The sequence below is a fragment of the Granulicella sp. dw_53 genome (assembly GCF_018449545.1).
In the GTDB taxonomy this organism is placed as follows: Bacteria; Acidobacteriota; Terriglobia; order Terriglobales; family Acidobacteriaceae; genus Edaphobacter.
Window position 1 is genome coordinate 455,311 of sequence record NZ_JAAVUR010000003.1, and the last position, 12,917, is coordinate 468,227.

General features: G+C 61.3%; 9 protein-coding genes. 8 read left to right on the forward strand and 1 reads right to left on the reverse strand.

Annotated features, from left to right (window positions below; translation table 11 throughout):
• The first annotated feature begins 137 nt into the window (after nt 1–137).
• From HB393_RS07115 to ahcY, 8 genes are all read left to right on the forward strand, one after another.
• Entirely contained in the window at nt 138–647 is a 510-nt protein-coding gene (locus HB393_RS07115; protein ID WP_213804450.1) for a helix-turn-helix domain-containing protein, read from the forward strand.
• Nucleotides 648–914: 267 nt separating this feature from the next.
• On the forward strand, nt 915–4,550 hold the full coding sequence (locus HB393_RS07120; RefSeq protein WP_213804451.1) for a carboxypeptidase-like regulatory domain-containing protein: 3,636 nt from the start codon (nt 915–917) through the stop codon (nt 4,548–4,550).
• A 161-nt stretch (nt 4,551–4,711) separates the two neighbouring features.
• Nucleotides 4,712–5,884, forward strand: a complete 1,173-nt coding sequence (gene metK / locus HB393_RS07125) for a methionine adenosyltransferase (protein ID WP_213804452.1) — start codon at nt 4,712–4,714, stop codon at nt 5,882–5,884.
• A 223-nt stretch (nt 5,885–6,107) separates the two neighbouring features.
• A complete protein-coding gene (locus tag HB393_RS07130) occupies nt 6,108–7,007 on the forward strand; it encodes a transglutaminase family protein (RefSeq protein WP_213804453.1) in 900 nt (299 codons plus the stop codon).
• 69 nt (nt 7,008–7,076) lie between these two features.
• Entirely contained in the window at nt 7,077–8,282 is a 1,206-nt protein-coding gene (locus tag HB393_RS07135; RefSeq protein ID WP_275951536.1) for a methylated-DNA--[protein]-cysteine S-methyltransferase, read from the forward strand.
• Nucleotides 8,283–8,284: 2 nt separating this feature from the next.
• Complete coding sequence (locus HB393_RS07140) at nt 8,285–8,599, forward strand: hypothetical protein (protein WP_213804454.1); 315 nt, start codon at nt 8,285–8,287, stop codon at nt 8,597–8,599.
• Between the two features lie 25 nt (nt 8,600–8,624).
• On the forward strand, nt 8,625–9,935 hold the full coding sequence (locus HB393_RS07145; RefSeq protein WP_213804455.1) for an MFS transporter: 1,311 nt from the start codon (nt 8,625–8,627) through the stop codon (nt 9,933–9,935).
• Between the two features lie 107 nt (nt 9,936–10,042).
• A complete protein-coding gene (gene ahcY, locus HB393_RS07150; RefSeq protein WP_213804456.1) occupies nt 10,043–11,506 on the forward strand; it encodes an adenosylhomocysteinase in 1,464 nt (487 codons plus the stop codon).
• A 564-nt stretch (nt 11,507–12,070) separates the two neighbouring features.
• Here ahcY and HB393_RS07155 read toward each other — a convergent pair.
• Nucleotides 12,071–12,847, reverse strand: coding sequence for a DUF4397 domain-containing protein (locus HB393_RS07155; RefSeq protein ID WP_213804457.1), 777 nt, complete (start codon nt 12,845–12,847; stop codon nt 12,071–12,073).
• Nucleotides 12,848–12,917: the final 70 nt, after the last annotated feature.

Below are 12,917 nucleotides of genomic sequence, written 5' to 3' on the forward strand. Positions count from 1 at the left end.
TTAACCTCTGCCATCTCAGGCAACCCCTTTGACTTGCCCGTAAGTCAAGGATAATCTCTGACCAATCGGGTCTCCACCAGGCAGATCTCCGAGGAGAAGGCGCGCTCATTGCGCGCTGCCATAGCTGAGCAGGTTGAATGGAACGATTCTGCGAAGATTTGCGATTGGAGCGGGAGCAGCGCAACGTCTCGATTGAGACCATCTGCGCTGTAACCAAGGTCTCGCCTCGCTATGTGGAGGCACTCGAATCGGGTGAGTTCGGCGAGTTACCTGGCGGAGTATTCCGCAAGGGAATCCTGCGCAGCTACCTCAAGGTACTAGGCCTGGACGAAGCCTTCTGGGTGCAGCGGTTCGAGGCCAGCCTCGCCGCCAGCGGCCACCCTACCGGAAGCTCCGGCGAATCTGCCGAGGATTGGGCAGAGTTCGCCGAAAATGTCCGTCGTACAAGGGTCAGAACCCGTCCCGCGACCGGAATGCGCTGGCTGGGCATCGCCGGAATGTTCACCTTGCTGGCCCTCGCCGGATGGCTCGTCTGGACGCTGGCCCTGCACCATCGCCTGGAGATCGCACAGCCCACCCGAAACATCACCGGAGCGCACGGCCCCTCGGCGAGCACCGCAAGTCCAAACACCGCAGCGCCCCGCTAGCCGGCCCATAGCCTTCAGGCTAACCCGCACTCCGCAGGGACTTAGCGACAATCCGCACGCTCCATTGACACGCCTGAGCCCCTTTCATTTACCTTTTATTCATATTTCCAAAGTCAGCGCTATCTGAAATGCCGCAGTTGAGCTTCAAGCCATTTCTGTATTTGCAGATCATGCACCGCTTCGCAGGGCGGGAAGCACACCATAGAAACGCCGTCTCGGATTCTCATGAGACAGCGCGGAGCAGCGGCACAAATTCAGGAGGCGGTAATGAAAGTTTCTCGATCCATCGCACAGCGGAAGATCGTTTCGATCTGGTTGTTTCTCGGAGCGCTCCTCCTGGCAACAGCTTCCATCCCCACCTCAGCGCAAGAAGTAACGGGCAGCGTCAGCGGAACCGTCACCGACATAAGCGGCGCGACCATCAAGGGCGCCGAAGTGACCCTGACCAACACTGACCGTGGACAAGTCGCTCGCACCCTCACCACCAACAGCGCGGGCTTCTACACCGCCACCTCTCTCCCGCTCGGAACCTACACCGTCAAGGTCACGTTGAGCGGATTCAAAACCGACTCGGTAACCGGCCTTGTGCTGCATGCAAACGACGCCTTAACCGTGAACCGGAAGCTCGAGGTAGGCGGCTCCGATCAGCAGGTCACGGTAGTAGCCGACGCAATCCAGTTGAACCTCGAAAACGGCATGAGCCAGGGCCTGATCAACGGAACCCAGGTACGCGAACTCGTCCTCAACAATCGCAACTACGAGCAGCTCCTCCAGCTCCAACCCGGCGTAGCCTACGGCGGAGCCAACGATCAGCTCTACATCGGCGTCTCCCTTCCCTCAGGCACCTCCAATCAGGTCGCCTTCTCCGTCAACGGTCAACGCGCAACGGCAAACAACTGGACCATCGACGGCGCAGACAACGTCGACCGCGGAGCGAACCTGACCCTCCTGGCCTTCCCCAGCGTGGACGCCATCTCCGAGTTCAAAACCCTCCGTGGAACCTACACCGCGGAGTTTGGCCGCAGCGCCAGCAGCCAGGTCAACGTCGTAACCCGCTCCGGCACCAACGACTTTCACGGCAGCGCATACGAGTTCTTCCGCAACGACGTCTTCAACGCCAACAACTATTTCAACAAACTGACCGCCGTCGTCGCACGGCCCAAGCTGCGCTACAACGACTTCGGCTATACCTTCGGCGGCCCGGTACGCATCCCTCACCTCTACGATGGCCGCAACAAAACCTTCTTCTTCTTCTCGCAGGAGTTTCGGCGGGTCGTGAACTACTCCACCTCCACCGTCCTGGTGCCGACCGCGGCAGAACGCGCAGGCGACTTCACCAACAGCTATCTCACCTCGTCGAACGGTACCTACACCGGCGCAACCGGCCCAGCCGCAGTATGCGGCACATTCTCGGCCACAGGCGCGTGCACCAGCTACACCACCAGGATCGCCAGGATCTCTCCTGTCGCCCAGCAGTACCTCAAGGACATCTACGCCAATACACCCTTGCCGCCCAGCGCCGCCGATCTCGCCGCCGGGCTCGATCCGCATAGCTACATCTACAACCAACGCAACGTCTTCAACGACACGCAGGAGTTCGTTCGCGTCGACCAGGCAATCGGCTCGAAGATGAACATCTTCTACCGTTATCTCCACGACAGTCTGCCCTCGGAAGAGGCCGGCGGCCTCTTCGTTGGAGGCGGACTTCCCGGCGTTCAAAACACCACCACCCGCGCTCCCGGAACCCAGCACCTCGGCCACATCACCTACGTCTTCACGCCCACAATGCTCATGGACGCCGGATACGCCTACTCCTCTGGCGCCGTCATCAGCATTCCAACGGGTCTGGCGGCAAGCGCAAACTCCCCGGACGTCAAGCCGGCCCTGCCCTACGCCGGAACCCAGCTCGGTATCGTCCCCAACCTAACGATTACCAACGTAGCCGGCGTAACCAGCGCCGGAATCTATAACGACTTCAACCGGAATCACAACGTCTTCGGCAACATCACCAAGACCATCCACACCCACACCTTCAAGGCCGGCATCACCTACAACCACTACCAGAAGACCGAGAACGTAACCGGAAATGCCTCTCCCTTTCCGCAAGGCAGCTTCGGCATCACAGTCGCCGCCACCCCCACCGCAGCCCAACAGGCCACGGCAGGCGGCGTAGCGCCTAGCCCCTTCGACTCAGCCTTCAGCAACTTCCTCATCGGCAACGCCAACAACGGCTTCACCCAGGGATCGATCGCCGCAACCCCCAACATCATGGAAAACCTCTACGAGGCTTACCTCCAGGACGATTGGAAGGCAACGCCCCGCCTGACACTCAATCTTGGCGTCCGCTATAGCTACTTCGGTCAGCCCTATGACGCCAACAACCAGCTCAGCAACTTCGACCCTGCCACCTACGTAGCCGCCAACGCCCCCACCGTAGACAGCAACGGCGCAGTCTGCCGCACCGCGCCCTGCGTCAATGCGAACGGTCTCAACTCCGGCACCCCGAACCCCAACGCCGATCTCCTGAACGGCCTCATCCTTGGCACGCCCGGCACCTTCGGACACGCCTCTCCCTTCGGATCTCAGATCGCGAGCACCGACAACAAGAACTTCGCTCCAAGGTTCGGCTTCGCCTTCGACGTCTTCGGAGACGGCAAGACCTCCTTCCGCGGCGGATACGGAATCGCCTACGACGAATCCTCCGTCAACCCGTACGAGAGCAACATCTTCAACAACATTCCCTACGTCAACATCGCGACCTTCTCGACCGCGACCCTCGACAACCCCTCCACCGGAGCGGCTGCCTTCCAGGCCGCACCGACCCTCGTCTCCTCCCCCGTCAACTACCACACCCCCTACGCTCAGCAGTACTCCCTCGACATCCAGCAGCAGATCACCTCCAGCCTCCTACTGGACGTCGGATACTTCGGCGACCGTGGAACTCACCTCCTCGGCAAAGTGGACCTGAATCAGCTTCGTCCCGGCGCCTTCCTCACCAGCGGAATAGCCGTCCCTGCCGGTGGCTTCACCAACCAGACGACCGAACGGCCCTTGAGCCAGATCCGTCCGTTCCGTGGCTATACCTCGATCAACGCAACCCAGAACATCTTCAACTCGAACTACAACAGCCTGCAGGTATCCGTACAGAAGAAGTTCAGCGGCAAGAGCTACATCGACGCAAATTACACCTGGAGCCGCGCTCTGACCAACGCCCAGACGGATGGCACTGCACCTCAGGACCACTTCAACATCGCCCAAGAGTATGGCCGCAGCCAGTACGACCGCACCAATATCATCACCATCAACGGCGTCTGGGACCTCCCTTGGTACCGCGATCAAAACGGCCTAGTTGGCCGTCTCGTCGGTGGCTGGGAGGTATCGGGAATCTATGCCATCAACTCCGGCTTGCCCCTCACTGCCACCATGTCCAGCGGCGGAACGGTCTTCTACGGCAGTCAAGCCAGCGCCTCCAGTGGAGCAAACGGTGGCGTCGCGACCGACGCTGCTGGTCTAGGCATCCTCGGGCCTAGCACACAGGGCCTGCGACCTGACATGGTCGGAAACCCGAACTCCGGCAACGGCCTGTTTCAGGTGCACAACCGTCTCAACTGGTTCAACCGCACCGCATTCGCGGCTTCCGGACCGAACAGCGGCAGGGTAGGAAATGAGAGGCGCGGCGTCATCGAGGGTCCCGGCTTCAATCGTCTGGACGTCGGCCTCTTCCGCAACTTCAAACTCTACGAGCGCCTGGTATTCCAACTGAGAGGAGAAGCTTACAACGTGGCCAATCACACCAACTGGCAGACCGTCGGCGTCACTGCGACGACGGCTTCCACCTTCGGGCAGGTGACAGCCACCCGCGATCCACGAATCCTTCAGGTTGCGGGCAAGCTTACCTTCTAACGTTCACAACGAGATAGGGCCGGCGCTCGGACTCCGGCGCCGGCCTTTTCCCGTTAAAGGCTTTGCCGTGAGCCTTGAACGGCAGGTAGAATGGTTAGGTTGCAGACTGGCTTGGCTAAGTGTCAGGTTGAATGTCTCGATGAGTGACCAAAGGAGAAATTTTGGCGAAACGCGACCGTTTTCTATTTACGAGTGAATCTGTTACCGAAGGCCATCCCGACAAGATTGCCGACCAAATCTCCGACGCGATCCTCGATGCGTGCCTGGAGCAGGACCCCTACAGCCGTGTAGCGTGTGAGACCTTGACCTGCACCGGTCTCGTCGTCATCGCCGGCGAGATCACCACCAAAGCTTATGTGGACTTCCAGAGCCTCGTGCGCGGAACAGTCGCTGCCATCGGCTACGACAACGCCCTCTACGGATTCGACTCCAACACCTGCGCGGTGATCTCCACGATCAACAAGCAGTCCGGCGACATCGCCATGGGTGTGGACACCGGCGGCGCGGGCGATCAGGGCATGATGTTCGGCTACGCCACCAACGAGACCCCGGAGTTGATGCCAACCCCCATCTCGCTGGCTCACCGTCTGGCTCAGAAGCTGAGCGAAGTTCGCAAGAGCGGCCTCATGGCGTACCTCCGTCCCGACGGCAAGAGCCAGGTAACGGTCGAGTACGACCAGAACAACAAGCCCACTCGCGTTGACGCAGTCGTCATCTCCACCCAGCACGCCGAGACCGTCGGCAACGAAGAGCTTCGCGCTGACATTCTCAAGAACGTCATCCAGGCCGTCATTCCCGCCGCGCTCCTCGACGCGGACACCAAGTACCACATCAATCCGACCGGACGCTTCGTCGTCGGCGGACCGATGGGCGACACCGGCCTCACCGGACGCAAGATCATCGTCGACACCTACGGCGGCATGGGCCGTCACGGCGGTGGAGCCTTCAGCGGCAAGGACGCGACCAAGGTCGACCGTTCCGCTGCCTACATGGCCCGCTACGTAGCCAAGAACATCGTCGCTGCTGGCCTCGCAGACCGCTGCGAAGTGCAGCTCGCCTATGCAATCGGCGTAGCCGAACCCGTCAGCGTGCTGGTCGAGACCTTCGGAACCGGCAAGGTAGACGAGAGCAAGCTCGAAGATCTCGTCCGCAAGAACTTCTCCCTGACCCCCAAAGGCATCATCGAGAGCCTCAACCTCCGCCGGCCGATCTTCAAGGCCACCGCAGCCTACGGCCACTTCGGCCGCGAAGGCGCGGGCTTTACCTGGGAGGCGACCGACAAGGCCGCAGCCCTGGCAGAGCAGGCAGGCGTCAAAACCCTCGCTGCAAAGTAAATTCGCCGTAAGCACTTGTAGGGAAAGGGCAGGCCGCCGAGCCTGCCCTTTCTCTTTGCCAGCAGCGTTCCGCGGGGTACACTCTCGGATCAGGAACTTTTCCTCTGCCAGTTTGCATCCTAAGAAGAGCCGTAGAAGACCAATTGCATCCAGAAAAGAGCCTTACAAGGGCCAATCGCTTCACCGGTGCTTCCAGCTTTACCAAAGTGAGCCGAGGATTTTTATGCTGATACGTTCCGAATTCGATATTCAATTCCATCTTCCTCAAACCCTGCCCATCGTAGCCATGCTGCGCCTGCACCCCTCTCTGGACCCCCTCGTCCGCGCGCCCGAAGAACTCAAGATCGAGCACATCGACCGCGACTCCGCCACCGTCATCGAGACCGAGGAGTATCTCGACAGCTTCGGCAACCGCTGCTCCCGCTTCGTCGCTCCCCAGGGAGCCATCCGCGTCAGCGGACGCAGCCTCGTCGAGAACGACGAGCAGCCCGACCTCATCTGCACCGAAGCCCTCCAGCACCCCGTCGAAGAGCTACCCTCCGAAGTCCTCCAATTCCTCCTCAGCAGCCGCTACTGCCAGGTCGACCAGATGTCACAGGTCGCCGGCGACATGTTCGGCCACACCTCGCCCGGCTGGGCCCGCGCCGTATGGATTCGGGACTGGGTCCACAACCACGTTCGCTTCGACTACAAGACCGCACGCCCCACCAAGACCGCCCTCGACGTCTTCACCGAGCGGGTCGGCGTATGCCGCGACTATCAGCACCTCGCCATCACCATGACCCGCGCCATGAACATCCCCGCCCGCTACGTCACCGGCTACCTCGGCGACATCCGCATCCCCTACAGCGGAGCCGGAGACTTCAGCGCCTGGTACGAGGTCTTCCTCGACGGCCGCTGGTGGACCATGGACGCCCGCCACAACGATCCCCGCATCGGCCGGGTCCTCATGGCCACTGGCCGCGACGCCACCGACGTAGCCATCACCACAAGCTTTGGCGTCGCCGACGTCACTAACTTCTACGTCGAAAGCTACGAGGTCGACGAGAAGGGCGAGACCGTCCCCCTCGTCGGCGGCGGAGTCCGCAACACCCGCTGGGTGCCCACCACCGAAAGCCGCTAAAAAGCACCCTCAAGTTTGCCCGCACGAAGCGGAGTGTGGCACACAACGGGTGGGAGGAAGATACTGGGTATGGACACCCAGACGCTAACACTCCCAGCCTCCTTCCCCATGACGATGACCAGCAACTCCAAGACGGCAGTTCCCTCCTACTTCCCCGGCCGCCAGTGGCAGCAGGTCCTCGAGCGCGATCCCAGCGCCGACGGCCAGTTCTTCTACGCGGTCAAATCCACCAAGATCTACTGCAAACCGAGCTGCGCCAGCCGCAAACCAGCCCGCAAGCAGGTAAGCTTCTTCCCCACCGCCGCCGCAGCCGAGGCCGCGGGCTTCCGCGCCTGCAAGCGCTGCGAGCCCGACCGCGTCGCCCCCAAGGCCGATCCGCAGGCCCAGGCCATCACCGCCGTCACCGACTACCTCACTACCCACGCCGACGAGCGCACCCGCCTCGCCGACGTCGCCAAAGCCACCGGCGTAGGCCGCCTCACTATCCTGCGCGGCTTCAAGCGGGTCCTCGGCGTCAGCCCCGGCGAGTTCGCCAAGGCACAGCGCCTGGAGAAGTTCAAAGACAAGGTCCGCGTTCCCCGCACCAACGTCCCCAACGCTCCCCTCGCAAAGTCCGAAGCCACCAAGTCGACCGCCAAACCCACCCCAAAGCCCGTAAAGATCACCGACGCCATCTACGAGTCCGGCTTCGGCTCCAGCAGCCGTCTCTACGAAAAGAGCAACGCCTCCCTCGGCATGACGCCTCGCGTCATGCGCGCCGGAGGAGCCGGCCTGCTCATCCGCTACACCATCGCCCCCAGCCCCCTCGGACGAATGCTCGTAGCCACCACCGACGTCGGCATCTGCTCCATCGCCTTCGGCAAGGACGACGCCGAGCTCGTCGCCAACCTCCGCGAGCTCTTCAACAAGGCGCAGCTCGTCCCCGCCAAGGGCAACACCGGCTGGCTCGCCGAGGCAGTCGCCTACGTCGTCAGCAACCTCAGCGAGCACCCCATCGCCGCCAAGTTCCCGCTCGACGTCCGGGCTACCGCCTTCCAGCAGCGCGTATGGAAGGCCCTCCAACAGATCCCCCGCGGCGAGACCCGAAGCTACGGCGACCTCGCCTTGGAACTGGGAGTTCCCAAGGCAGCCCGGGCCGTAGGCGCGGCAATAGGCGCGAACCCCGTGGCAGTCATCGTTCCCTGCCATCGCGTCATCGGCAAGGACGGGACACTGACAGGCTATCGTTGGGGCGTTGACCGCAAGCGCAAGCTGCTCGACGCAGAGAGGCGATAGACGTGGCCAACGAAGAAAGCCCAGCGTTGAAGGCCCTGCCCATCAAACCCTCCAACAAGATCCTCTCCGACGGGTTGAAGTGGTGCCTCATCGCCAGCGTCATCATCCTGCTTGGCTCGCTCGCCATGTTCGTCACAAACGTCGTCGCCGGCTTCGCTTACTTCAACGAGCGGACCGCTCCGCTGTGGGTCACCGTCCTGGGCGTCGTCTCGATCATCGGAATCGCATTGGGATTTGGTGGTCTGTTTCTGGTATTCCTTCTTGCGGCGGCAAAATCGCGCCGCGACGGCAGCGCAAAGGCAGTAGCCGCCGAATAAGAGAAGCCGGAAGGAAACAGACAGGATGATCGAGGCTGGAGCGTTACCCACCGAAGCCGTGGACGCCAGGGCGCTGTACCGCCGCATCACCCGGCGGCTCATCCCCTACCTGTTTCTGCTCTACATCGTCGCCTATCTGGACCGCGTGAACGTCGGCTTCGCCGCCATGGACATGAAGCGCCAGCTTCACTTCAGCGACACCGTCTACGGAACCGGCGCAGGCATGTTCTTCCTCGGCTACGCCCTCTTCGACCTCCCCAGCAGCCTGATGCTCCGCGTCGTCGGCACACGCCTCTGGATCGCCCGCATCATGATCACCTGGGGCATCATCGCCGCCTGCATGATGTTCGTCGGCTCTCCCCTCTCGTTCTACGTCATGCGATTTCTCCTCGGTGTAGCCGAGGCCGGATTCGTCCCCGGAATGCTCCTCTACCTCACCTTCTGGTTCCCGTCGCACGAGCGCGCCCGCGCCGTCGCCAAGTTCATGACTGCAACCTCCCTCGCCGGAGCAGTCGGAGGCCCGCTCTCCAGCGCTCTGCTCAAGCTCGACGGTCTGGGTGGACTGGCCGGATGGCAATGGCTCTTCGTAGCCGAGGGCATTCCTACCGTCCTCATCGGCATCTCCGTCCTCTTCATCCTCAACGACGGCCCGGACAAGGCCAAATGGCTCGCACCCAGCGAAAAGCTCTGGCTCAAAGATGAGTTGGAGCAGGACCGCAAACGGTACGGGGCGGCCGAACACCACTCCCTTATCGACGCCTTCAAGCTCCCCGCGGTCTGGCTCCTCGCCGGCGTCTACATCGTCATCCAGATCGGCGTCTACGTCGTCAATCTCTGGATGCCGCTCATGCTGGGCAGCTTCGCCAGCGGCGGAAGCGGCGACGCCAGCCTCATCGCGCGTTACTCCACCGTGCCCTACCTCCTGGCCGCTGTCTTTACCGTCCTCGTCGGTTGGAGCTCCGATAGGTGGAACGAGCGCCAGGGCCATCTCGCCGCCTGCATGGCCTTAGCAGCGGCAGGATTCTGCTGGGCGGCTCTGGCCCATAGCGTCGTCGTAGCCTTGTTTGCCTTTTGCCTTGCGGCGATGGGCCTGTGGAGCACCATGGGACCCTTCTGGGCCTTGACCACACGCAAGCTCGAAGGTGCCGCGGCAGCCGGAGGAGTCGCCATGATCACCATGATCGGAGGCTTTGGCGGCTTCCTCGGACCTTATCTTACGGGCAGGTTGAAGGATGCGACCCACAGCTACGCCGGAGGCCTCTACGGAGTCGCCGCTTTGGCCTTAGCCGCCGCGATCCTGGCGATCTCCATGCGTACGGAGCAACTTAGGAGCTAAAGTCTCGATGTCTTCAACAAAAGGCGGTTTCCAGCGAGAAAACGCCCTGGGACTGATATTCTCTAAGGGAACAGCTTGAACTAGAAAATCTGAATTGAGGTGTAGAGATGGCGACAGCAACGATCGATAAGGCAGCATTGGATGGAGTAGCGAAAGAGTACAAGGTTGCGGATATCAGCCTGGCTGAGTTTGGCCGCCGCGAGATCGACATCGCCGAGCAGGAGATGCCGGGCCTGATGTCCATCCGCAACAAGTACGCCGCGGGCAAGCCGCTGGCCGGTGTGCGCGTCACAGGCTCGCTCCACATGACCATCCAGACCGCCGTGTTGATCGAGACCATGGTCGCCCTGGGCGCCGACGTCCGCTGGGCAAGCTGCAACATCTTCTCCACCCAGGATCACGCCGCAGCGGCCATCGCCGCAGCCGGCGTCCCCGTCTTCGCCTGGAAGGGCGAGACCCTCGAAGAGTTCTGGTGGTGCACCAACCAGTCGCTGAACTTCCCTGATGGCAAGGGCGGCCTGCTCGGACCCCAGCTCGTCATCGACGACGGTGGCGACGTCACCCTCCTCATTCACAAGGGCGTCGAGATGGAGAAGGGCGACAACTGGGTCAACTCTCCCTCCAGCTCCACCGAAGAGGACGTCATCAAGTCCCTCCTCAAGAAGGTTCACGCCGACTTCCCCACCCGCTGGCAGGATGTCGCCAAGGGCTGGCGCGGCGTCTCCGAGGAGACCACCACCGGCGTCCATCGCCTCTACAAGATGCTGGAGAAGGGCACCCTGCTCGTCCCCGCCATCAACGTCAACGACTCCGTCACCAAGTCCAAGTTCGATAACCTCTACGGCTGCCGCGAGTCGCTCGTCGACGGCATCAAGCGCGCCACCGATGTCATGATCGCCGGCAAGGTCGCCGTCGTATGCGGCTACGGCGATGTAGGCAAGGGCTCTGCGGCTTCGCTCCGCGGCCTCGGCGCTCGCGTCATCGTCACCGAGATCGATCCCATCAACGCCCTGCAGGCCTCGATGGAAGGCTACGAAGTCACGACCCTCGAAGAGACTCTGGGCCGCGGCGATATCTACGTCACCTGCACCGGCAACGTGGACATCATCACCGTCGAGCACATGAAGCTGATGAAGGATCAGGCCATCGTCTGCAACATCGGTCACTTCGACAACGAGATCCAGATGGAGCCGTTGAACGCCCTGGTCGGCAAGGACGTCACCAAGCTCAACATCAAGCCCCAGGTCGACAAGTACACCTTCAAGACCGGCAACAGCATCTTCGTCCTGGCGGAAGGACGCCTGGTCAACCTCGGCTGCGCGACCGGCCACCCCAGCTTCGTGATGTCGAACAGCTTCTCCAACCAGACGCTGGCGCAGCTCGACCTCTGGGCCAACAAGGACAAGTACGAGATCGGCATCTACATCCTGCCCAAGAAACTGGATGAAGAGGTCGCCCGCCTGCACCTCGAGAAGATCGGCGTAAAGCTGACCACCCTCTCCACCAAGCAGGCCAACTACCTGAGCGTCCCGGTCGAAGGCCCCTACAAGGCCGAGCACTACCGCTACTAAGACCTCATCCAAATACAGAAAAGGGCCGCCGGGACACTCCCAGCGGCCCTTTTTCTTTCCCTCCAACCAAACACTCCCAACCAGCCACCGCTCCCCTCCCAATACTCGAACCCGCCACAAAAGCGGGTGCCCCATCCTTTTTGCAGTCTCATCGCAATAGGGCGGGGTATCGGGCGAAGCCCGACCGCTCTCCTCCTCCAGCCTCTCAACCAGCCAATCCCACGCTCTACCCGGCCCTAACTTTTTCTTCGCAAAAACCTCAGCAAAATCGCGTGTCAAGCCCCCAAACCACCTAACTCCTTGATAAGGATAGATATACATGTGGCACGTTAGTTTTGGTCAATCCCTTAAAATAGAAACTAGAGAGAAAGACAACAGGTCAGTCTTACCATGTGTCAGCTAAGTCCATAGCTGACACATATTTGGACGCAACTCCAATAGTTGCAATATTTTGGCAATGGAGCCCGTGGCTATTCGACTGAAAAAACTACGGTTATGCCCAGGCAAGGGGGCACCCCCCCAACAGGGATGCAGGGGAGCTAAGTGAACGGAGGAGCCGAAGTGCTAGCTGGTCGCGGTAGGAGAGTCGTAGTCCGCCGCAGTGATCACCTGCAGGCCCGGCGTGTTCACCAGCTGCTGGTCGATCAGCACGATCGTACGGGCGCAGCCAGCCGAGTAGGTAACCTGAGCCCCGGTATACGTCGCGACGGTCGTAGAGTTGGGAACGGTTCCAGTAGGCACCAGAACCAGGGTGTAAGCGCCGGTAGGAACATTCAGGTAGCCGGTATTGCCGGAGAAGTTGAAGTTGGTAATCAGCGGCGTCACCGCCGTAATCTTCTGCCCCGCAGGCACAAGATAGATATCGAGCCCGCCGACCCGTGTCGCCTCGCCGATAAACCGCAACGCGACCTGGCCGGAGGGCGCTGCCTGGCTCTGATCCTTGAGAATCGTCTCCGTGAGGCTGGCCGAGACATTGCCCACCAGAACGGTGTACTGGGCCGAAGAGACGAAGGTTCCCTTGGCGCTGCTCATCACCTGGGCGGTTCCAGCCGACTTGGCGAAGACCGTATAGATCCCTGCGTCGAGCGGGACATACGAGGTGATGGTGCCGAAGCCGAGGTTGTATACCAGCGGAGCCGCATTCAGATACATGTCTAATCCCGGCGCGTCCGGTGAGGTGACGATAACTCGAGCCTGCGACATCACAGGACTGCTCACGATGCCCTGGCAACCCAACATGGCCCCGAGAGACACGGTCGCCGACGCGACCCGCAGCATCCGATGGACGAGAGGACGCGTGCTAACCGGATCGAAGGGCCAGCGCGTCTTAGAAAGAGGCATCCATTGGGATGTGGGTTCCACTAAGAGCTACTCTACCCGATCCAAGGCATGAGGCGAACAACGAATATGT

Excerpts from the sequence above, each read along its gene's own strand:
- HB393_RS07120 (WP_213804451.1), top strand. The coding sequence starts at position 915 with ATGAAAGTTTCTCGATCCATCGCACAGCGGAAGATCGTTTCGATCTGG.
- HB393_RS07135 (WP_275951536.1), top strand. The coding sequence starts at position 7,077 with ATGGACACCCAGACGCTAACACTCCCAGCCTCCTTCCCCATGACGATG.
- HB393_RS07115 (WP_213804450.1), top strand. The coding sequence starts at position 138 with ATGGAACGATTCTGCGAAGATTTGCGATTGGAGCGGGAGCAGCGCAAC.
- HB393_RS07155 (WP_213804457.1), bottom strand. The coding sequence starts at position 12,847 with ATGCCTCTTTCTAAGACGCGCTGGCCCTTCGATCCGGTTAGCACGCGT.
- HB393_RS07130 (WP_213804453.1), top strand. The coding sequence starts at position 6,108 with ATGCTGATACGTTCCGAATTCGATATTCAATTCCATCTTCCTCAAACC.
- ahcY (WP_213804456.1), top strand. The coding sequence starts at position 10,043 with ATGGCGACAGCAACGATCGATAAGGCAGCATTGGATGGAGTAGCGAAA.
- HB393_RS07145 (WP_213804455.1), top strand. The coding sequence starts at position 8,625 with ATGATCGAGGCTGGAGCGTTACCCACCGAAGCCGTGGACGCCAGGGCG.